The following is a 20,983-nucleotide window of genomic DNA, read 5'->3' as shown; positions in this document are numbered from 1 at the left end:
TTTCTTATCTTAGTGAAAAATACTGTAAAATAAGCTATAATAGGATGTATGAAAGTCTTATTGTATTTAGAAGCAGAAAACTATTTAAGAAAATCAGGAATTGGGCGTGCCATTAAGCACCAGACCAAGGCTTTGTCGTTGGTTGGTCAAGATTTTACTACTAATCCCAGTGAGGACTACGACTTGGTTCACCTCAATAGCTATGGCTTAAAAAGTTGGTTCTTGATGACAAAAGCCCAAAAAGCAGGAAAAAAAGTGATTATGCATGGTCATTCCACTGAGGAAGATTTTAAAAATTCCTTTATTTTTTCAAATCTCTTGTCTCCCTTGTTTAAAAAATATCTCTGCCAATTTTACAATAAGGCAGATGCGATTATCACACCAACCCCTTATTCTAAAACATTAATTGAAAATTATGGGGTTAAAACCCCTGTTTTTGCCGTGTCTAATGGCATTAATTTGGAACAGTATGGTTCTAATCCGAGAAAAGAAGCTGCTTTTCGTCGTTATTTTGATATAAAAGAAGGCGAGAAGGTTGTTATGGGAGCAGGGTTGTTTTTCCTTAGAAAAGGGATTGATGATTTTGTTGAGGTTGCCAAAGCTATGCCTGATGTGCGGTTTATTTGGTTTGGAGAGACCAATAAATGGGTGATTCCTCTGAAGGTTCGTCAACTGGTTAATGGTGAACACCCGGATAATCTGATTTTCCCTGGCTATATTAAGGGAGATGTTTATGAGGGGGCCATGACTGGTGCAGATGCCTTTTTCTTTCCAAGTCGCGAAGAAACAGAAGGTATTGTTGTTTTAGAAGCTTTAGCCAGTCGTCAGCATATTGTTTTGCGTGACATACCAGTTTACTATGGCTGGGTTGATCACAACAGTGCCGAACTAGCAACAGATATTTCCGGTTTTATAAGGGCTTTGAGGAAAGTATTTTCAGGTGAAAGCAATAAAGTCGAAGCTGGTTACAAAGTTGCTGAAAGCCGTCGATTGGAGTTAGTTGGTCACCAATTAGTGGACGTTTATAAAAAAGTAATGGAGTTATAAGATGCGTGTAGGTCTATTTACAGACACCTATTTCCCCCAAGTTTCCGGAGTAGCTACTAGTATTCGTACGCTGAAAGAAGAATTGGAAAAAGAAGGGCATGAAGTCTATATTTTCACAACTACAGACAGAAATGTTAAACGTTTTGAGGATCCGACCATTATTCGGCTTCCAAGCGTTCCTTTTGTGTCCTTTACTGATCGCCGGGTTGTTTATCGTGGTTTGATTTCTTCTTATAAGGTTGCAAAGCAGTATGACCTTGATATTATTCATACTCAGACGGAATTTAGCTTGGGTTTGTTAGGAAAGATGGTAGGCAAAGCATTAAGAATTCCTGTCGTTCATACTTATCATACACAGTATGAAGATTATGTTAGTTACATTGCTAATGGTAAAATTATCCGACCAAGTATGGTAAAGCCTTTATTGAGAGGTTATTTAAAAGATTTAGACGGGGTGATTTGCCCAAGTAGGATTGTTCTTAATCTTCTAGAAGATTATGACGTCACTATCCCAAAACGAGTTATTCCAACAGGCATTGCTTTAGAAAACTACATCCGAGATGACATTAGTCTAGAAGAAGTGGCTAGCTTAAAAGAAGAACTAGGTGTTGCTACTGATGAAACCATGTTACTTAGTTTATCTCGCATTTCCTATGAAAAAAATATTCAAGCCATCATCACTCAATTGCCTAATGTTTTGACAGAAAATGACCAGTTAAAATTAGTCATTGTCGGGGACGGTCCCTATCTTCAGGATTTGAAAGATTTAGCTGAGCAGTTAGATGTTTCTGAACATGTTATTTTTACAGGTATGGTACCTCATGACAAGGTTGGTTTGTATTACAAGGCTTGCGATTTCTTTATTTCTGCTTCCACTAGTGAAACACAAGGTTTGACTTATATCGAAAGTTTAGCCAGCGGCAAGCCGATTATTGCTCATGGAAATCCTTATTTAGATGATTTGATTACAGACAAAATGTTTGGAACCCTTTATTATTCGGAACCAGAGTTGACGGATGCTATTATTGATGCCATTTTGGAAACACCTGAGATGGATCAAGCTTTACTTGAAGAAAAACGGTACGAGATTTCCGCCCAACATTTTGGAAAATCCATTTATACTTTCTATTTGGACACCTTGATTGCTCGAAATAATAAAGAGCCACAAAAGCTTAGTCTATACCTTAACCATTCTGGAAAAAGTAGTTCTATGAAACTGGTACAAGGTGCCATTCGTTTACCGAAGCGAGCAGTCAAAGCCACAGCTCTAACCTCTGTAAAAGTGGTTAAAGCCCCCTTAAAACTGGTCAACGCTATCCGCGACTTTTTGGATTAAAAACGAAAAAGTGAAGAAAGTATACTGTGGTGTCTAAGGTCAAAGTTCGGAAATGAGAATTTGGGGGACTTAAGTATTCATTTTGCTATACTAGATGTCTTTCGTTTTAAGGACTGTTTAGAATAAGCCACTTTATTTTCTAGGTTTGTTTGATTTTTCTGAAAAAATGGCTTGAATTATTTTCAGTTATTGCTATAATAATCTTGAAGACATGTTAGGTTAGAAATATCTTTTTAGCGAGTGCTGGTTGGTGGAAAGAGCACAGGGATGACTAATGTAATACTCCTTCCTTGTTTTTTATGCAAACATAAAAGGGTGGCTCCCTTATCGCCAATGGAGGTGTAGGCATATTTTGTCGTACACGAATTAAGGTGGAACCACGTAGTCTTTACGTCCTTTGGGATGTAGGGACTCTTTTTTATTTAATGATAGTGGTCTAGTGCCTGTAGAAACATTCCAGAGAAACAGGGGTGTTCTACCAGTATAGCAATGATAACAAAGGAGAAAACAAATGATTAAAATCACATTTCCAGATGGCGCTGTTCGTGAATATGAGTCAGGCATAACAACATTTGAAGTTGCTCAAAGCATTAGCAGTTCACTTGCCAAAAAAGCATTAGCTGGTAAATTTAATGGTCAATTAATGGATACCACACGTGCCATTGAAAAAGATGGAAGTCTTGAGATTGTTACATCAGATCATGAGGATGCTTATGAGGTGCTCCGCCATTCAGCAGCGCATTTATTTGCCCAAGCGGCAAAACGCCTTTTTCCTAAATTGAACTTAGGTGTTGGACCAGCTATTGAGGATGGTTTCTACTATGATACTGATAATGCTGGTAGTCAAATTTCTAATGAAGACCTTCCTCGTATTGAGGAAGAAATGCAAAAAATCGTTAGAGAAAATTACCCATGCATTCGTGAAGAAGTGTCTAAGGAAGAAGCACTTGAAATCTTCAAAGATGACCCATATAAGGTGGAATTGATTTCAGAACATGCCGACGATGCTGCTGGTTTGACAATCTATCGTCAAGGTGAGTTTGTAGACCTTTGCCGTGGTCCTCATGTGCCATCAACAGGTCGCATTCAAATTTTTCATTTGCTCAATGTAGCAGGTGCTTACTGGCGTGGGAACAGTGACAACAACATGATGCAGCGGGTGTACGGGACGGCTTGGTTTGATAAAAAAGACCTTAAAGCTTACTTGACTCGACTTGAAGAAGCTAAAGAACGTGATCACCGTAAACTTGGCAAAGAACTAGATCTCTTTATGGTCAATCCGGAAGTTGGTCAAGGGCTACCATTCTGGTTGCCAAATGGGGCAACTATCCGCCGGACACTTGAACGCTATATCACAGATAAAGAGTTGGCTTCAGGTTATCAACACGTTTATACACCACCAATGGCTTCTGTGGAGTTTTATAAAACTTCTGGTCACTGGGACCATTATCGTGATGACATGTTCCCGACTATGGACATGGGTGACGGCGAAGAGTTTGTTCTTCGTCCAATGAACTGTCCACATCATATTGAAGTTTATAAGCACCACGTGCATTCTTATCGTGAATTGCCGATTCGGATTGCTGAGCTTGGTATGATGCACCGTTATGAAAAATCTGGAGCTCTATCTGGTTTGCAGCGTGTGCGTGAAATGACCCTTAACGATGGTCACCTCTTTGTCACACCAGAACAAATTCAAGAAGAATTCCAACGTGCCCTTCAATTAATCATTGATGTTTATGCAGATTTCAACTTGACAGATTATCGCTTCCGTCTTTCTTATCGTGACCCGAATGATAAAGAGAAATATTTTGATAACGATGAGATGTGGGAAAAAGCACAAAGTATGTTGAAAGCTGCCCTTGATGAAATGGAACTGGATTACTTTGAAGCAGAAGGTGAAGCAGCCTTTTACGGACCAAAACTTGATATTCAAGTCAAAACAGCTCTTGGAAATGAGGAAACCCTTTCAACCATTCAGTTGGATTTCTTGTTGCCAGAACGCTTTGACCTTAAATACATTGGTGCGGATGGTGAAGAACACCGTCCAGTCATGATTCACCGTGGTGTCATTTCAACGATGGAACGTTTTACTGCCATCTTAATTGAAACTTACAAAGGTGCCTTTCCAACTTGGCTAGCGCCGCATCAAGTGACTGTTATTCCAATTTCTAACGAAGCCCATATTGATTATGCTTGGGAGGTGGCAAAAGCCTTGCGTGACCGTGGTGTTCGTGCAGATGTGGATGATCGTAATGAAAAAATGCAGTACAAGATTCGGGCATCCCAAACCAGCAAGATTCCGTACCAACTAATAGTTGGGGACAAGGAAATGGAAGACAAATCAGTTAACGTCCGCCGTTATGGAAGCAAGACCACCCACACTGAAACCGTGGAAGAATTTGTGGAAAATATCTTGGCAGACATTGCTCGTAAATCACGCCCAGCTGAGGGATAAAAGGATTTTACCCTCTAGCAACCAATGGACTTGATAATTTTTCAACAGAACATTTTTTTCTGAGGACAAATTTAGTTGGTTGGTTAGGTAGATTACTGTAACCGTCAAAAATGAACTGAGAGTTCTACCTTTCTGACAGATTTGTGAACCGGCAAATTCTGTTCAGATACTGATGCAAATAAAACAGGAAAAAAACTTAGTCTCACAAGAGAGACTAGGTTTTTTTGTGAATTATCCGTAGCTAAAAATTGAAAAGGTGAGTTATTTGATCAGTTTGATCTTACAAGAGAGATAGAAAGCCAATTTTCGATAAAGCAAGCGGTTGCACTATTTGTTCGATCGTGCTATAATTAAACGCTATCAGGAGTCATGTTTGGGATTGTGCTTTAGTAAGTGTAATTTTAGTGATTGTAGAAATTTTTAGAAATGAGGATAAGAAAATGGCAATGATAGAAGTATCTCACCTTCAAAAAAATTTTACGAAAACCATTAAAGAGCCAGGTTTAAAAGGCGCCTTTAAATCGTTTATTCATCCACAAACAGAAACGTTTGAGGCAGTTAAAGGGTTGTCTTTTGAGGTGCCTAAAGGTCAGGTTTTGGGGTTTATTGGAGCTAATGGTGCTGGTAAATCAACGACGATCAAGATGTTGACAGGAATTTTAAAACCCACTTCGGGGGTTTGTCGTATCAATGGGAAAATTCCCCAAGAAGATCGGCAGGATTATGTCAGAGATATAGGTGTGGTTTTTGGTCAGCGTACGCAACTTTGGTGGGACTTAGCTTTGCAGGAAACTTATACTGTTTTAAAGGAAATTTATGATGTCCCTGATCAGGATTTTCGCAAGCGCATGGATTTCCTAAATGACGTTTTAGATCTAAAGGAATTTATCAAGGATCCTGTTCGTACTTTGTCGCTTGGTCAGCGTATGCGAGCTGACATTGCGGCATCTCTTTTACACAATCCCAAGGTCTTGTTCTTAGATGAGCCTACCATTGGTTTGGATGTCTCAGTTAAGGATAATATTCGTCGTGCCATTACCCAAATTAATCAGGAAGAAGAAACGACGATTTTGTTAACCACACATGATTTAAGTGATATTGAACAACTTTGTGATCGGATTTTTATGATTGATAAAGGGCAAGAGATTTTTGATGGAACAGTTGCTCAGCTAAAACGAACCTTTGGCAAAATGAAAAGTTTATCCTTTGAATTAAAGCCGGGACAAGAACATCTTTCGTCACGCTTTGTGAGTTTGCCCGAGATAAGAGTGGATCGTCACGATTTAATTTTAGATATTGAATACGATAGTTCTCGCTACCAAGCAGCAGATATTATTCAAAAGACCATGGCTGATTTTGCAGTTAGAGATTTGAAAATGACTGATGTTGATATTGAGGATATTATTCGTCGTTTTTATCGAAAGGAGCTGTAGGATGTTATCATTTTGGAAACGTTATAGTCCCTTTATTAGTGCGGGTATTCAGGAATTAATTACCTATCGGGTGAATTTCTTTTTGTACCGTCTTGGTGATGTTATGGGAGCTTTTGTTGCTTTCTACCTGTGGAAAGCCGTTTTTGATTCTTCCAATCACGCTTTGATTAATGGCTTTACTCTTTCTGATATGACGCTTTACATTATCATGAGCTTTGTGACGAATTTACTTACTAAATCGGATAGTTCTTTTATGATTGGTGAGGAAGTCAAGGATGGTTCAGTGATCATGAGACTTCTTAGACCCGTTCATTTTGCGGCATCATATCTTTTTATGGAGATTGGTTCTCACTGGATTATTTTGATCAGTGTAGGCTTCCCCTTCTTGTTGGTGATGTCAGGTGTAAAAGTTATGGCAGGGCTTTCCTTTTTGCAACTACTGACTACGATTTTACTTTACTTGCTTAGCCTTTTACTTGCCTTTTTAATCAATTTTTATTTCAATATCTGTTTTGGTTTTTCCGCCTTTGTGTTTAAAAATCTTTGGGGTTCCAACTTATTGAAAAATTCGCTGGTGGCTTTTATGTCAGGAAGCATGATCCCTTTGGCTTTCTTTCCCCAATTGGTTGCTCTGGTTTTGAATTTTCTACCATTTTCATCCTTGATTTACACGCCTGTGATGATTGTGATTGGGAAATATAGTCTTCGTCAAACGTTTGTGGCTCTGGCTTTGCAAGTTTTTTGGCTTATCGTTATGGCTAGTCTATCTCAAGTGATTTGGAAAAAAGTGCAGAATCATTTGACGATTCAAGGAGGGTAAGATGAAGAAAATCAGGCGTATGCATGCTATTTTTATTAAGCAATACCTCAAGCAAATTATGGAATATAAGGTTGATTTTTTGATAGGAGTGCTAGGTGTTTTCTTGACTCAAGGTCTCAATTTACTGTTTTTGACGGTACTCTTTCAGCATATTCCTACCTTGGAAGGCTGGACTTTTGAGCAGGTTGCTTTTATTTATGGCTTTTCCTTAATTCCCAAAGGACTTGATCATTTGTTTTTTGATAATCTTTGGGCATTAGGGCAGCGACTTGTCCGAAAAGGAGATTTTGATAAGTACTTGACAAGACCTATTAGCCCTTTGTTTCATGTTTTAGTAGAGACTTTTCAGGTAGATGCTTTCGGAGAGTTATTGGTTGGAATTATTCTCTTGTCAACAACGGTCAGCGTGATTGACTGGACTTTGTCTAAATTGGTGTTATTGATAATAGTCATTCCTTTTGCAACCTTAATTTACACCTCCTTAAAGATTGTGACTGCCAGTATCTCATTTTGGACCAAACAGTCTGGAGCAGTCATTTATATTTTTTATATGTTCAATGATTTTGCCAAATACCCCGTATCAATCTATCATTCTTTTTTGAGAGGGTTGATTAGTTTTATTATTCCCTTTGCCTTTACAGCCTATTACCCAGCTTCTTATTTTTTGACCGGTGAGAATCTTGTTTTTAATATTGGTGGCTTGATGCTAATATCATTGCTTGTTTTTGCTCTGGCATTGAAAATCTGGAAAAGGGGGCTGGAAGCTTATGAAAGTGCAGGTTCATAGAGTGACATTAGGTAGCATTAGTTTTTTATTTGGTTAATAACAGCACCGTTACCGTTAGATTATTATCAAAAATAGGCACCGATTTTAGAGCGGATGCCTATTTTAGTTTACCAAGCGTAAGCATTGGTTGGAGCTTGGAGATAGTCTAGCCAAGCTTTGTTTTTAAGACGACAAAGTGTAACCGAAATCCCCGTCATGTCAAGGCTGGTCATGAATTTTCCATTTTTGATAAAAGGTAGTTGAAGCCCTTCTAGCTCAAGCAGTTGGTGAATGTCGTTAAGAAAAATCCCTTGTTCTAAGTCGGTTGCTGTCCCTAAGTTGTTGACAAGAAGAATAAAATGCTCCCCTTCTTGCCAGTGAAATTTGATTTGGAGTTTGTTGACAATTTCTACAGCCAGGTGTTCTGATGATATAAATGGAACGGTACGGTAACCTTCTTCGCCGTGAATTCCAATACCATAAGAAATTTGTTTGTCAGCAAGATCAAAGAGTGGAAGCGTAACATTTGGCAGAGTGGCTGACTTGGTCGCAAAGCCAATGGTTGCAGTTTCTGTAGCAAGTTCAAATGCCAGTGCCTCAAGATCATCTAGGTTGGCTCCTTTTTGAGTTGCAGCTCCCAATATTTTATGGAGAAGAATGGTTCCTGCTAATCCTCGGTGGCGCATTTGGAACGATTTTTTGGGTTCAACAGAAATATCATCATGGGAAATGATATATTTAATGTGGTGCCCTTCTTGACGGGCTAGATTAATGGCTTTACGAAATTCTTGTAAATCGGCTTTAAAATTTTTGATAATGACAAAAACCCCTTTACCCTTGTCAAGGAATCGCAAAGCTTCTAAAATATTTACAGCAGTTGGAGGGGTAAAAATATCCCCATAGATAGCTGCTGATAACATGCCATCGCCAACAAAGCCAACATGGGCAGGCTCATGCCCTGAACCACCACCAGATAAAATAGGAATCAGATCATCGTCAAGGTGTCTGTTGTAAATAATGGGCAAGTCTTGTAACTGTGCTAAGTGCGGGTGGGCTGTTAAAATCCCTGCGGTATATTGAGAAATAAGAGGTTGTGTTTGATTGAATATAGTCACCATAGAAGTTCCTCATTTATTGAATACTTGTTAAAATAATCTGCTTAAGATATTTAAGAGAAGGGGTGAAATCACTTTGGCTAACGTAGCGTTTAATCATATCAGCTAAAGCTCTAGCATGATAGTGGGTTAAAAAAGTGAGGTAATCTGGCTCTATCTGATTTGTCTGTTTGTCTTGATATTCAGAGATGATTTTAGTCATTAAGACCTGACAATAATCTCCAAAATAACTGTAAAAGTCATTTTGTCCTTTGATGTCAAATAGTTGGGCATAAAATATTTTGTTGCGTTCAAAGTAAAAGAACAATTCTTCCAAGAGTTGAAAACCACTGACGTAGTTGAGGTTATGTGTGACCTGTTCTTGCAGTTCGGTATCAAATATCCAATCCAGAAGTTCATATTTATCAAGAAAATGATTATAGAAGGTTTGACGCCTAATTTGGGCTTGATCCATAATATCAACTACCGAAATTTTATCAAAGTCTTTTACTGCCAACTGTTTTTTGAATGCCTTGGCAATTTTTTTCTTAGTGATGAGAGAAGTTGCCATAATTGATCCTTTACATGAAATATCTTCTGTCATTATACCTTATCAAAGGCATTTTAGAAAGAAAAGGGACAAATCTGATTTTTTGTCCCTTACTTTTTAAGGAGGGCTATTTTATAATGAAAGCGTAATCAAAAAATTGGAGGAAGACGCATGAAAAAAATAATGAATGATGCCACCCATATTGTGGATGATATGTTGCAAGGGCTTGCTTTTATGCATGGTGAGTTGGTTGAACGCTTAGATGGCTGTGATGTGATTGTCCGTAAAACACCAAAAACTGGAAAAGTAGCTCTCATTTCTGGTGGTGGTTCTGGACATGAGCCATCACATGCCGGATTTGTCGGAGAGGGGATGCTTTCAGCAGCCATTTGTGGTGCGGTTTTCACATCACCAACGCCTGACCAAATTTTAGAAGCCATTAAGGCTACTGATGAAGGTGCAGGTGTCTTTATGGTGATTAAAAATTATTCAGGCGATATTATGAATTTTGAAATGGCGCAAGAATTAGCAGAAATGGAAGGTATTGACGTAGCCAGTGTTGTCGTTGACGATGACATTGCGGTTGAAAACAGTCTTTACACCCAAGGGCGCCGTGGTGTTGCTGGAACAATCCTTGTTCACAAGATTTTGGGGCATGCTGCGCGTCAGGGAAAATCTCTTGCTGATCTCAAGGCTCTCGCTGATGAATTGGTACCCAATATTAAAACTATAGGATTTGCTTTGTCTGGAGCAACTGTTCCTGAAGTTGGGAAACCAGGCTTCGTGCTTTGCGACGACGAGTTTGAGTATGGTGTTGGTATCCATGGGGAACCGGGCTACAAGAAAGAAAAACTGCAATCATCAGCTGTGCTAGCCAAAGAATTGGTGGCTAAATTGGCAGATAGTTTTGATATGAGCGCTGGACAAACTTATGGTGTCTTGGTAAATGGTTTAGGAGCAACACCATTGATGGAACAATATGTTTTTGCCAATGATGTGGCGAAATTATTAGCAGATAAAGGTGTTATGATTAGTTTCAAGAAAATTGGTGACTACATGACCTCTATTGATATGGCTGGTTTGTCATTGACTTTAATCAAATTGGACAATGAAGAATGGCTACAAGCGCTTCAATCAGATGTTGTTACACCAGCTTGGTAAGGAGGAAATGATGCAAGCAAAAGACGCAATCAAATGGATGAGCCTATTTAATGACAAAATTCAAGTGAATAAAGATTATTTAAGCCAGTTGGACACCCCGATTGGTGACGGGGATCATGGTGGTAATATGGCGCGTGGTATGACAGCTGTTATGGAGAATCTTAGTGGTAAGGATTTTGCTAGTGCGGCGGAGGTTTTCAAAGTTGTTGCTATGCAATTACTGAGTAAAGTTGGTGGCGCCTCTGGTCCTTTATATGGCTCTGCTTTTATGGGACTTGCTAAAGCCAGTGAAGATAGTATTTTGACAGATGCCTTGCAAGCTGGTCTTGACATGATTCAAAAACGTGGAAAAGCAGAGTTAGGTGAAAAGACCATGGTTGATGTATGGGTACCGGTTATTCAGGCGTTGCAAGAAGGTAGTTTAACCGATAATGTCATTGAGGAAGCCGTTTTGACAACCAAAGCTATTCAAGCGACCAAAGGACGAGCTTCTTATGTGGGGGAACGTTCTGTTGGTCACATTGACCCAGGTTCCTTTTCATCAGGACTTTTATTTGAAGCTATGTTAGAAGCGGAGGTCGTTTAATGTCAGACTTAGGAATCATTATTGTTTCTCATTCAAAACATATTGCTCAAGGAGTTGTTGACCTCATTTCAGAAGTGGCAACTGATGTTGCCATTACCTATGTTGGAGGCACAGAAGCCGGTGGTATTGGGACAAGTTTTGATCAAGTGCAAGCCATTGTTGATGATAACCCAAAGGACGATTTATTAGCTTTCTTTGATTTAGGATCAGCTCGTATGAATATTGAAATGGTTTCTGATGTTTCAGATAAGACCCTTACCTTAAATGTGGTTCCGATTGTCGAAGGTGCCTACACTGCTGCTGCCTTGATTCAGGCGGGTGCGGACAAGGCTACCATTTTAAGTCAGTTACAGGAATTAGCTATCAATAAGTAGTCAGAAGATGATCATAATGGTATTGGTGAACGTTTAGAACCCTTTATTGAGGTTTTGCTGGGAGATGGTGTGGTTTTTATTCATTGGTTCATTAATTGTTGGATTCTTACTTGGAGCAACAACGGGTTATGTTATTAACCTGGGACACGTCTCACATATGCCTTGCTACTAATTCCAAATAAAGGCGACTCGACTGGTTTTACACTTGGATTCTGGTTGTAGGTCTAATTCTTGGTGGGGGAGTCTTGCTTTACCAAATCATTTTAAACATGATATAAATGAGTGAAACAGTTGGGTTAAAACGCTCAACTGTTTTAGGTTTAGTGCCGGTGTTGCGTCAGTTTTTAATTTATTTACCAAGGTTTTTTGAATAAGATCAATGTAATAAAAAATGGTGACAGCCCAACAGCTGTTTTTCATGATTTAACGAGAACTGTGGCAAGTAAAAAACGGTTACCTATTGCCCACTTATTTGGCAAATATAGGAATGACCATAGAATCTTTTAAGAACTTGGTAGTGTATTCAAATGTGTTATAATAGGGTCAAAAGTGAGGAGAGATGTCAATGAAACAAGCTGTATTAGCACGTTATCAGGCTTTAAAAGCTTACCAAAAATTGGGAGTATCAAAGCAAGCTTTTCAAGCCTTGATTGCTTGTCCAGTTGTTGACTGTCGGATTGGTTCCAAAAGTTTCTGGCGTGTTTGGCAGGTTGAGAAACCCCTAAAATCTCCCAAGGTTTTATTGACATTTTTGCTTAATATGGTGGCTATGCCTCTTGAGTTGAGTGGAGATCTGTATGACACTCAGGGCTTACTTGAACATTTTCATCCGGATTTGGCACCGGATCACCCATTTTGGAAAACTTTTGCACAGCTTGTAGATCGAGCATTTCCCGATAAACAGCTTAGTGAGTCAGGAAATCTGGAAAAGCGGTTGCACCAGTTTCGTTATCTCATTTCTAGTCAACAAGCGCAGTATATCCGAAAACAATATAAAAAAGTAGGCATGACTGACGGTCAGGCGCTAGCTCTTTTTCTTCGTTCTAAAAAAGGTCCCACTTTTTGGCGAAAGTCACCAGATTATACTTTAATGGGCTCTGCCAGACTGCACAACAAGTTAAAATTTGAAGACAATCAAGTGGTATTTCCTGACCAAGAGGTCTCTTATAATATCAAAGTATTATTGTGGTTTCACACAGAGTTTATTCTTGATAAAAAAGGCTTTTTTCTTAATGAGATTGATGGTGAATTGGTAACTGAAAGAGGAATTATCAACGGAGCATCCTTTAACTACGGGACGGATGGTCAAAGACATTGGGATTTGGATGTGACTCCTATTGCTAGGCATGATCCTGAATTTCGCAAAGTTATTATGCGGGGTTACCGATCACCGAGATACATTTTGAGACGATGGTTTCAAAAGCCAAAAGATGATTTTGTATTTTCCTATTTTAATCCGAAGGGGTCCTATAGTTCAAAAAATAAAAGCTGTTTTTCTTTAGTAAAAAAAGAAGTCAAAAAATTCAAGCGGCAAATCAAAAAAAGTTTCTGATTTGGATTATGATAACCAATAGGTTAAGGGGGTGGTCTTCGTTTTTGAGGGGCTATTTATCAATCCACGGGTTATAATAATCTTACCGATTCTAAAACAGTGCTGTCATTGTCAATTAGATAAAATTTTTGATATAATCTATAGAAGAACTAGATATAGAAAGATAGCTATGTAGCCTCTTGCCAGATAAGAGGTTTTACGTGATGTCATAATCATTGCAAAAAAACTTTCTGAGGTATAGACATGAAAAAAATACTTATTGTGGATGATGAAAAACCGATTTCTGACATTATTAAGTTTAACTTGACAAAAGAGGGCTATGATACGATCACTGCTTTTGATGGTCGTGAAGCAGTTGCGGCTTTTGAAGAAGAAAAACCAGATTTGATTATCCTTGATTTGATGTTGCCTGAGCTAGATGGTCTAGAAGTCGCTAAAGAAGTTCGTAAAACAAGCCATGTGCCAATTATTATGCTATCAGCCAAGGATAGTGAATTTGATAAGGTGATTGGTCTTGAGATTGGAGCAGATGATTATGTGACCAAGCCTTTTTCAAATCGAGAATTGCTAGCGCGTGTCAAAGCACATCTGCGTCGCACAGAAACGATTGAAACGGCAGTGGCAGAAGAAAATGCTTCTTTGGGTTCCCGAGAATTAACCATTGGCAACTTGCAGATTTTGCCAGATGCTTTTGTGGCAAAAAAACATGGTCAGGAAGTGGAATTAACACATCGTGAATTTGAATTATTACACCATTTGGCTAACCATATGGGGCAAGTCATGACACGTGAGCATTTGCTTGAAACGGTTTGGGGCTACGACTACTTTGGCGATGTGCGTACGGTTGATGTGACGGTTCGTCGTCTGCGTGAGAAAATTGAAGACACCCCGAGTCGTCCAGAATATATTCTGACCAGACGTGGTGTTGGCTACTATATGAAATCTTATGACTAGAGATATTATTGGTAACTTATCTGCTTTTGAACTAGCAATCCTTTTATTACTTGTTTTTGTTGCCTTTTATTTCATTCATTTAGCGGTGCGAGATTATCGTAATGCACGTATCACGCGAATGATGAGCCATAAAATAAGAGATTTGATTAACAGTCGTTATACCAATACGATTAATGAGAAGGCTGATATTGAATTGATGGAACTGGCAGATCAATTAAATGACCTGTCAGATGTTTTTCGCTTGACTCATGAAAACCTTGCCCAAGAAAAAAATCGTCTGGCGAGTATTTTGGCATATATGTCGGATGGTGTCTTGGCTACGGATCGGTCAGGAAGAATTATCATGATCAACGAAACCGCACAAAAACAGTTAAATCTGAGTAGAGAACAAGCACTTGAAAAGAATATAACGGATTTATTAGAGGGAGACACACCTTATACCTACCGTGATTTGGTTTCAAAAACGCCAGTTGTGACTTTGAATCGCCGTAGTAACACCGGAGAGTTCGTATCTCTGCGCCTACGTTTTGCTTTGAATAGGCGTGAAAGTGGCTTTATTTCTGGCTTGGTTATTGTTTTACACGATACAACGGAACAAGAAAAAGAAGAACGTGAACGGCGCCTTTTTGTATCCAATGTTAGCCACGAGTTAAGGACACCACTGACATCTGTTAAATCTTATTTAGAAGCCCTTGATGAAGGCGCACTTAAAGAAGATATTGCCCCAAGTTTTATCAAGGTGTCACTTGATGAAACCAACCGTATGATGCGAATGATTTCAGACCTTTTGAATTTGTCTCGAATTGACAATCAGGTCACGCAGTTATCGGTGGAAATGACTAATTTCACAGCTTTCATGACTTCAATTTTAAACCGTTTTGATCTAGTTAAAAATCAGCACATAGGAACAGGAAAGTCTTACGAAATTGTTAGAGATTATCCGATTACTTCAGTCTGGCTTGAAATTGATAATGACAAGATGACTCAAGTGATTGAAAATATTCTGAATAATGCCATTAAATATTCACCAGATGGTGGTAAAATCACTGTTCGTATGAAAACGACAGAGACACAGTTGATTATTTCCATTTCTGATGAAGGATTGGGAATTCCTAAAAAAGATTTACCCCTGATTTTTGACCGCTTTTACCGAGTTGATAAGGCTAGAAGTCGTGCACAAGGTGGTACTGGCTTGGGATTAGCGATCGCTAAAGAGATTATCAAGCAGCATCATGGTTTTATTTGGGCTAAGAGTGATTATGGTAAGGGATCAACCTTTACAATTGTTTTACCTTACGAAAAAGATGCTGCCATTTATGAAGAATGGGAGGATGATATAGATTAATTGATGACGGAAAGTGGTTTTAAATATAGTATTTTGGCATCAGGATCGACAGGAAATTGTTTTTATTTAGAAACGCCTAAAAAACGGTTGTTAATTGACGCAGGTCTGACTGGTAAGAAAATCACTAGTCTTCTTGCTGAGATTGATCGGAAACCTGAAGATTTGGATGCTATTTTGATTACACACGAGCATTCTGACCACATTAAAGGTGTCGGGGTTATGGCACGCAAGTATCATTTGGATGTTTATGCCAACGAGAAAACATGGGAAATAATGGACGAGCGGCAGATGTTGGGAAATTTGAATTTGTCTCAAAAGCATGTTTTTCAACGTGATAAGGTGCTGACTTTTGGAGATGTTGACATTGAAAGTTTTGGTGTTAGTCATGATGCTGTTGATCCGCAGTTTTATCGTATCATGAAAGACAATAAATCCTTTGTCATGTTGACAGATACCGGTTATGTGAGTGATCGACTGACAGGTATTATTGAAAATGCAGATGGTTATCTCATCGAATCTAATCATGATATTGAAATTTTACGTTCAGGTTCCTATCCATGGTCTTTAAAACAACGTATTTTGTCAGATATGGGGCATCTGTCCAATGAAGATGGTGCTGGTGCTATGATTAGAAGCGTGGGCAATAAAACGAGAAAAATATTTCTAGGGCATTTGAGCAAAGAAAATAATATCAAGGAATTGGCACACATGACCATGACTAACCAACTAGCCATGGCTGATTTGGGGGTGGGAACAGATTTCACTATCCATGATACATCACCAGACACTGCCTGTCCCTTGACAAGGATTTAAGATTTAAAAAAACATCATGATATGGCTTGCCCAATAGCAAATCTAGAGAGGACGAGTTTGTCCTCTTTTTTGACATTAATAGAGATAGATCAAATAAAAAGGATATGCTTGGTGTCGGTTTGTGTCACAGAAATTGACTGTAACTGTCTGCTCTCTTGTTGAAAATAAGGAACAGTTCTTCAAAATTGAAATCTTGTCTTGAAACCCCTGTTTGCCTTTTTGCGAACAGCGTCCCTTTTCACTCGGTATTTTTAGAGTTATATCATTAGGTTCAATCTTGACTTTTTCAATTTCTGGATAGTAGCTTAGGGAAGTTTATGAAAAGACTTTCAGAAAAAGAAACTTTCTTTGTGAAACTATTCCTAAAATATAGCCGTATTCTTTTAATAGTAAGTAAAATATGTTAAAATAGAAAATGTAAATAAAAAAAGAAGAGGTATGTGAAATGTCACGTAAACCAATTATTGCCGGTAACTGGAAAATGAACAAAAACCCTCAAGAAGCAAAAGCTTTTGTTGAGACAGTAGCAAGCAAATTACCTTCAAATGCTCTTGTTGATGTTGCCGTAGCGGTACCAGCTATCAACTTGGTGACAACGATTGATGCGGCTAAAGATTCTGTTCTTAAGGTTGCTGCGCAAAACTGTTATTTTGAAAATACAGGTGCATTCACTGGTGAAACATCTCCCAAGGCTCTTGCAGAAGTGGGAACGGATTATGTTGTGATTGGACATTCAGAACGTCGTGATTACTTCCATGAAACAGATGAAGACATCAACAAAAAAGCAAAAGCAATCTTTGCTAATGGTTTAACACCAATCGTATGTTGTGGAGAAACACTTGAAACTTACGAAGCAGGTGAAGCTGTTGCATTTGTAGGAGCACAAGTATCTGCGGCACTTGCGGGACTCTCAGCTGATCAAGTTGCTTCACTTGTTTTAGCTTACGAGCCAATCTGGGCTATCGGTACTGGTAAATCTGCTACTCAAGAAGATGCTCAAAAGATGTGTAAAGCTGTTCGTGACGTTGTAGCTAGCGACTTTGGTCAAGAAGTTGCTGATAAAGTTCGCGTTCAATACGGTGGTTCTGTAAAACCAGAAAATATTAATGCTTACATGGCTTGCCCAGATGTTGACGGTGCTCTTGTTGGTGGTGCTTCACTGGAAGCAGATAGTTTCCTTGCCTTGCTTGATTTCGTTAACTAATGACTTTACTTACTATTAAAAAACTTCAGCCCTTTTTGCTGAAGTTTTTTAATAGCGCTTTAATAGCTTTTTGATTAGCTCAATCATACGATATTTTAAAGGATTTGGGTAATATCTGAAAGTTCCAAGTTTTCGGATAATATAGCCATTAAAATTCTGTTTAAAGCGAAGAACACCATCAGATCCATCAAATTTGCCTGTAATCCCTAGAAAGTTATAGGTTTTAATTTGTTTCTTGATTGCTGTTTGCATGACATGTTCTTGTAAGAGAGTAGGCGCATAGAATTTATTAAATTCAGTGAAAGATCCAGAGAAGAGGTAAACAGCCTCTTGAGGGGTGTAGACAAAGAGACTACCAGCTAAAGTCACCTCTTTATCACCGTAGGTATTAATAAAGTTCTGAGCTTCCGCTATGCGAATTTCAAACGTTTCAAATTGATCTGATAATTCCCTTAGCTGATTCTGCTTTTTCACTGAATTAAGATTTTTTGATAAGTCAAGTTGTAATTGAGCTATTTTCAGTGCCAGCTTATCTTGATTCTTTTTAAGATTGGTGACATAATCCGTAAAATTAAGCCTGGCGATCATGAATTCACAAGCATCACCGAAACTATCATAAAAATCTTGATAATAAGAGAGTGGTTTATCATCATAATCTCTGCGGTCAGAGGTAGCAGACGTGATGTCTTTGAAAACTTGTAATTCTTGACGAGACAGTTTTTGGAGTTTGATACCAAAGGTTTTTGCTTTTTTGGCTAACGCTTTGCCATTCTTGCTGTAGGAATTCATGAGGTTGACTGATGTTAGGGAGGTTAGGTCTTTAAGATAATGCCAAACTGGCTCCCCATTTGGGTACCCAGTCTTGAAGCCATCGTGATGAAATCCTAGCGATTCCAGAAACTTTAGGGTTTTGGGATTTTGAATGCTAGTCGGGTTTCCAGCATCGTCAAAAGTCTGATAATTATCGTAAGGTTTAACGACTAATTCCAAAACGTGATTCTTCTTAGCATAATCGCATAATTGGCTGTAAAATTCTTTTAGGTATTCTGAGAAATTAGTGTTAGGACCAGCATTGAGTTCTAAGCGCCATCCACCAGCTACTTTTTGGCTAAAAAGCATTGCTGCGACTTTTAGCTCACCGTCTTTTTTGAGTCCGATAAATTGTGTTTTTGCCCCTCTTTTGCTCAACAAGTTAGCCATCTGTGGGGTCTGGAAAAAGGAATTGTAGTCTAGTGCTTGGCAATAATGTTCAAATGTTTCTTGTGAAATATCAATGAGTGCCATTGGTATTACTCCTTAGTGTTTTGAGCAGATTGTAAGCGAGTATAGCTAATCTGGAAATCAAGCCAACAGGGACATTAAATTCTCCTGCAAATTCTTCGATGGTGGGATTAAGTCTTGCTTTGAAATGGTAAAGTCCGCCATCTAATTGATTTTCAACACCACCTAAATTGTGCCAGAGGCAACCTCGTTTGAAAGCTTCTTCAGCAGTCCGATACCATGTTAGGAGAGGTGCTTGGTAGTTGCGGTAATCGTCATCCATTCCAGCATAGAGATTTTCTGAAGTTTCCCCATAGACAAGTGTTAAAGTAGCAGCTAGTGGAATATGATGTTTCCCACTAGTAAGTTGCTCGTTTAAATTGGCTAAGTCTTTTTCTAGGCGGTAGATGGTCTTTTGATTTTCAGAAACTTTGCTTGGCTTACTCTTGACCGTAAATTTTGCTTGTTCTGCTAGAGCTTTATTCAGTTGTTGGGTCAATAGGTCTCTTTGCTTGGGTAAATCTAAACTAGCCATGGTAATGTAGGCATTATCAGCGTAAATGGCCATTAGTTTTTGATAATAGGATTTCCCTCGTAAGGTAATGCCTTTTCGATCTTCGGTTTTTTTCATTAAATCTGCAAAATCGTCTAGCAATTCAGTACCGCCGATAGTGATGTCCACTCCTTTATTGGTTGCGGTTCGGATAGATTGCTTGGCTTTTTTAGATAGATTGGTGAAATCGAAATCTTTGGTATGGAGCTTCGCTTGAAGTCTTGGTTGAACCGTTTCGTCAAGCTTTTTGGTTAGCCCAGACCACTCCACTCCGAGTTTCTTTAAAAAAGCAATGATAGAAAGGGTGAATTCATTTTCATTAGCTTCTTGCTCCACTAAATACTGCTTTATAAGTAGGTTCGGATCCATTTTTATAAAGAGTGCTCGTCTTGATTTTCCAAAGGCTTTGAGACTTTTAATCACAAAGTCTAAGAGTTCAAAATTCGCATAATCCATAATTGGTCCACGGGGAATGTAAATCAGGGTCAGCCCGAGGGGAAGTTGCCTAATGAGGCAAACAGCAGCAGCGACTTGAATGCCATCTTCATAAAAGCCAATACGTTCATGTTTCCAATTATCTTTCACACTTCCCCAGTCTGAACTTTGTAGGAGATTTGCTTGTGGATGTGTCAGAACAAACTGATCATGTTCTTCTGATGGAACTCCGATTTTATATGTATACATTAATTTAATACCCATTCACGAATAGCGTGGGCTACACCACTTTCATTATTTGATTTCGTAATATATTTGGCAATTTTTTTCAATTCAGGCACCCCATTTTCCATCACGACAGGGTTGGCAACGACTTCTAACATGGCACGGTCATTTTCAGCATCGCCAATGGCCATGGTTTGTGACATATCTAGTCCAAGTTTCTCTGCCAAGTGCTTAATAGCAGTGCCCTTGCTAACAGTTTTTGGCATGAATTCTAAATAAAAAGGCGTTGATTTAACAATGGTATAGTTGTCGTAGAAGGTTTGAGGGATGTGTTGAATAGCTTTATCCAAGAGTTCAGGATCATCAATCATCATTATTTTCACAATGTCTTTATTCGCCATCTCTTCGGGTGTACGGTAGAAAATAGGCATGTGAACGAGGGTTGCTTCGTGAACGGTATAGTTACCAATATTGCGATTAGCGGTATAAATACCTTTTTTGGTGACAGCGTGCATGTGAATGCCAAGTTTACGACTTAAATTTTCAATTTCTAGGTAATCATTGTAGGTCAATAATGTTTTTACGATTTCCTCACCAGTTTCAGCATCCTGAATTAAACCGCCATTAAAAGTAATGACGTAATCACCTTTGTGATTTAAGTGAAGTTGCTCTAGTAACGTGGTAACCCCAGCAATGGGTCTGCCGGTAGCGATAACCACGTGCACACCTTGAGCTTTAGCCTCTTGAACGGCTTGAAAAACCTCGTCAGTAATACGATGATCATCGGTGATTAAAGTACCATCAATATCGACAGTAACAAGTTTGATAGACATGGAATTCTCCTTGTTTTTCTTTGGTCATAAAAATGCTCTACCCATTATCTTACTAAAAATAGGCGCTTTTGTCATGGAATGGAGAAAGAAAGTCAGGAAAAGCACAAGAAAACGTTTTATTTGAGAAAATCTGATCAACTTCTATTGAAGTAAAACACTAATGAGGCATCAGAAAAATGAGAAC

19 protein-coding genes are annotated in these 20,983 nt (G+C 38.7%); 14 read left to right on the top strand and 5 right to left on the bottom strand.

Features of this window, described 5'->3' with window-relative positions:
- Positions 1 to 48: 48 nt before the first annotated feature.
- The 6 genes from H346_RS0108765 (at position 49) to H346_RS0108740 (ending at position 7,881) form a co-directional block, all read left to right on the top strand.
- Positions 49 to 1,047, top strand: a complete 999-nt coding sequence (locus H346_RS0108765) for an LTA glycolipid anchor biosynthesis glycosyltransferase, IagA/BgsA family (protein WP_027970759.1) — start codon at positions 49 to 51, stop codon at positions 1,045 to 1,047.
- A 1-nt stretch (position 1,048) separates the two neighbouring features.
- Entirely contained in the window at positions 1,049 to 2,383 is a 1,335-nt protein-coding gene (locus H346_RS0108760; protein ID WP_027970758.1) for a glycosyltransferase family 4 protein, read from the top strand.
- 511 nt (positions 2,384 to 2,894) lie between these two features.
- Complete coding sequence (gene thrS, locus H346_RS0108755) at positions 2,895 to 4,841, top strand: threonine--tRNA ligase (protein WP_027970757.1); 1,947 nt, start codon at positions 2,895 to 2,897, stop codon at positions 4,839 to 4,841.
- Positions 4,842 to 5,281: 440 nt separating this feature from the next.
- A complete protein-coding gene (locus tag H346_RS0108750; RefSeq protein ID WP_027970756.1) occupies positions 5,282 to 6,274 on the top strand; it encodes an ABC transporter ATP-binding protein in 993 nt (330 codons plus the stop codon).
- 1 nt (position 6,275) lies between these two features.
- A complete protein-coding gene (locus H346_RS0108745; protein ID WP_027970755.1) occupies positions 6,276 to 7,094 on the top strand; it encodes an ABC transporter permease in 819 nt (272 codons plus the stop codon).
- 1 nt (position 7,095) lies between these two features.
- Positions 7,096 to 7,881, top strand: a complete 786-nt coding sequence (locus H346_RS0108740; RefSeq protein ID WP_027970754.1) for an ABC transporter permease — start codon at positions 7,096 to 7,098, stop codon at positions 7,879 to 7,881.
- 107 nt (positions 7,882 to 7,988) lie between these two features.
- Here the strand turns inward: H346_RS0108740 and dhaQ are convergent, their stop codons facing one another.
- Both dhaQ and dhaS read right to left on the bottom strand, forming a co-directional pair.
- Positions 7,989 to 8,978, bottom strand: a complete 990-nt coding sequence (dhaQ, locus tag H346_RS0108735) for a DhaKLM operon coactivator DhaQ (protein WP_027970753.1) — start codon at positions 8,976 to 8,978, stop codon at positions 7,989 to 7,991.
- A gap of 13 nt (positions 8,979 to 8,991) precedes the next feature.
- Positions 8,992 to 9,525 carry a dihydroxyacetone kinase transcriptional activator DhaS gene (gene dhaS, locus H346_RS0108730; protein ID WP_027970752.1) on the bottom strand — a complete coding sequence of 178 codons (534 nt, stop codon included), beginning with the start codon at positions 9,523 to 9,525 and terminating at the stop codon, positions 8,992 to 8,994.
- A 150-nt stretch (positions 9,526 to 9,675) separates the two neighbouring features.
- Between dhaS and dhaK the strand changes: the two genes are divergently transcribed.
- The 8 genes from dhaK (at position 9,676) to tpiA (ending at position 17,493) form a co-directional block, all read left to right on the top strand.
- Positions 9,676 to 10,665, top strand: coding sequence for a dihydroxyacetone kinase subunit DhaK (gene dhaK / locus H346_RS0108725; RefSeq protein ID WP_027970751.1), 990 nt, complete (start codon positions 9,676 to 9,678; stop codon positions 10,663 to 10,665).
- A 10-nt stretch (positions 10,666 to 10,675) separates the two neighbouring features.
- The gene (gene dhaL / locus H346_RS0108720; protein ID WP_027970750.1) at positions 10,676 to 11,251 is read left to right on the top strand and encodes a dihydroxyacetone kinase subunit DhaL; all 576 of its coding nucleotides are present in this window, start codon (positions 10,676 to 10,678) and stop codon (positions 11,249 to 11,251) included.
- Positions 11,251 to 11,625: a dihydroxyacetone kinase phosphoryl donor subunit DhaM gene (gene dhaM / locus H346_RS0108715; RefSeq protein ID WP_027970749.1), complete on the top strand. Its 375-nt coding sequence runs from the start codon at positions 11,251 to 11,253 to the stop codon at positions 11,623 to 11,625. Before dhaL ends, dhaM begins: the two co-directional genes overlap by 1 nt.
- A gap of 565 nt (positions 11,626 to 12,190) precedes the next feature.
- Positions 12,191 to 13,177 (top strand): DUF3114 domain-containing protein, encoded by a 987-nt coding sequence (locus tag H346_RS0108710; RefSeq protein ID WP_027970748.1) that lies wholly within the window; start codon positions 12,191 to 12,193, stop codon positions 13,175 to 13,177.
- A gap of 243 nt (positions 13,178 to 13,420) precedes the next feature.
- Complete coding sequence (gene yycF, locus H346_RS0108705; RefSeq protein ID WP_027970747.1) at positions 13,421 to 14,131, top strand: response regulator YycF; 711 nt, start codon at positions 13,421 to 13,423, stop codon at positions 14,129 to 14,131.
- On the top strand, positions 14,124 to 15,476 hold the full coding sequence (gene vicK / locus H346_RS0108700) for a cell wall metabolism sensor histidine kinase VicK (protein WP_027970746.1): 1,353 nt from the start codon (positions 14,124 to 14,126) through the stop codon (positions 15,474 to 15,476). Before yycF ends, vicK begins: the two co-directional genes overlap by 8 nt.
- A gap of 3 nt (positions 15,477 to 15,479) precedes the next feature.
- Positions 15,480 to 16,289: an MBL fold metallo-hydrolase gene (locus H346_RS0108695; protein WP_027970745.1), complete on the top strand. Its 810-nt coding sequence runs from the start codon at positions 15,480 to 15,482 to the stop codon at positions 16,287 to 16,289.
- Between the two features lie 445 nt (positions 16,290 to 16,734).
- A complete protein-coding gene (gene tpiA / locus H346_RS0108690) occupies positions 16,735 to 17,493 on the top strand; it encodes a triose-phosphate isomerase (protein WP_027970744.1) in 759 nt (252 codons plus the stop codon).
- Between the two features lie 48 nt (positions 17,494 to 17,541).
- Here tpiA and H346_RS0108685 read toward each other — a convergent pair whose 3' ends face one another.
- The 3 genes from H346_RS0108685 to yidA are packed head-to-tail and all read right to left on the bottom strand — an operon-like array spanning position 17,542 to position 20,799.
- Entirely contained in the window at positions 17,542 to 18,777 is a 1,236-nt protein-coding gene (locus H346_RS0108685) for an aminoacyltransferase (protein WP_027970743.1), read from the bottom strand.
- The gene (locus tag H346_RS0108680; protein WP_027970742.1) at positions 18,764 to 19,990 is read right to left on the bottom strand and encodes an aminoacyltransferase; all 1,227 of its coding nucleotides are present in this window, start codon (positions 19,988 to 19,990) and stop codon (positions 18,764 to 18,766) included. The genes H346_RS0108685 and H346_RS0108680 overlap by 14 nt, the downstream gene beginning before the upstream one ends.
- Positions 19,990 to 20,799 (bottom strand): sugar-phosphatase, encoded by an 810-nt coding sequence (gene yidA / locus H346_RS0108675; protein WP_027970741.1) that lies wholly within the window; start codon positions 20,797 to 20,799, stop codon positions 19,990 to 19,992. Before yidA ends, H346_RS0108680 begins: the two co-directional genes overlap by 1 nt.
- Positions 20,800 to 20,983: the final 184 nt, after the last annotated feature.

Source organism: Streptococcus castoreus DSM 17536 (assembly GCF_000425025.1).
Taxonomy (GTDB): domain Bacteria; phylum Bacillota; class Bacilli; order Lactobacillales; family Streptococcaceae; genus Streptococcus; species Streptococcus castoreus.
Note: the sequence above shows the minus strand (reverse complement) of the source record. Positions and strands in the feature narration are given on the sequence as shown.

Coding starts and splice junctions, on each gene's coding strand:
- H346_RS0108765 (WP_027970759.1), top strand. CDS start 49: ATGAAAGTCTTATTGTATTTAGAAGCAGAAAACTATTTAAGAAAATCA.
- H346_RS0108760 (WP_027970758.1), top strand. CDS start 1,049: ATGCGTGTAGGTCTATTTACAGACACCTATTTCCCCCAAGTTTCCGGA.
- thrS (WP_027970757.1), top strand. CDS start 2,895: ATGATTAAAATCACATTTCCAGATGGCGCTGTTCGTGAATATGAGTCA.
- H346_RS0108750 (WP_027970756.1), top strand. CDS start 5,282: ATGGCAATGATAGAAGTATCTCACCTTCAAAAAAATTTTACGAAAACC.
- H346_RS0108745 (WP_027970755.1), top strand. CDS start 6,276: ATGTTATCATTTTGGAAACGTTATAGTCCCTTTATTAGTGCGGGTATT.
- H346_RS0108740 (WP_027970754.1), top strand. CDS start 7,096: ATGAAGAAAATCAGGCGTATGCATGCTATTTTTATTAAGCAATACCTC.
- dhaQ (WP_027970753.1), bottom strand. CDS start 8,978: ATGGTGACTATATTCAATCAAACACAACCTCTTATTTCTCAATATACC.
- dhaS (WP_027970752.1), bottom strand. CDS start 9,525: ATGGCAACTTCTCTCATCACTAAGAAAAAAATTGCCAAGGCATTCAAA.
- dhaK (WP_027970751.1), top strand. CDS start 9,676: ATGAAAAAAATAATGAATGATGCCACCCATATTGTGGATGATATGTTG.
- dhaL (WP_027970750.1), top strand. CDS start 10,676: ATGCAAGCAAAAGACGCAATCAAATGGATGAGCCTATTTAATGACAAA.
- dhaM (WP_027970749.1), top strand. CDS start 11,251: ATGTCAGACTTAGGAATCATTATTGTTTCTCATTCAAAACATATTGCT.
- H346_RS0108710 (WP_027970748.1), top strand. CDS start 12,191: ATGAAACAAGCTGTATTAGCACGTTATCAGGCTTTAAAAGCTTACCAA.
- yycF (WP_027970747.1), top strand. CDS start 13,421: ATGAAAAAAATACTTATTGTGGATGATGAAAAACCGATTTCTGACATT.
- vicK (WP_027970746.1), top strand. CDS start 14,124: ATGACTAGAGATATTATTGGTAACTTATCTGCTTTTGAACTAGCAATC.
- H346_RS0108695 (WP_027970745.1), top strand. CDS start 15,480: ATGACGGAAAGTGGTTTTAAATATAGTATTTTGGCATCAGGATCGACA.
- tpiA (WP_027970744.1), top strand. CDS start 16,735: ATGTCACGTAAACCAATTATTGCCGGTAACTGGAAAATGAACAAAAAC.
- H346_RS0108685 (WP_027970743.1), bottom strand. CDS start 18,777: ATGGCACTCATTGATATTTCACAAGAAACATTTGAACATTATTGCCAA.
- H346_RS0108680 (WP_027970742.1), bottom strand. CDS start 19,990: ATGTATACATATAAAATCGGAGTTCCATCAGAAGAACATGATCAGTTT.
- yidA (WP_027970741.1), bottom strand. CDS start 20,799: ATGTCTATCAAACTTGTTACTGTCGATATTGATGGTACTTTAATCACC.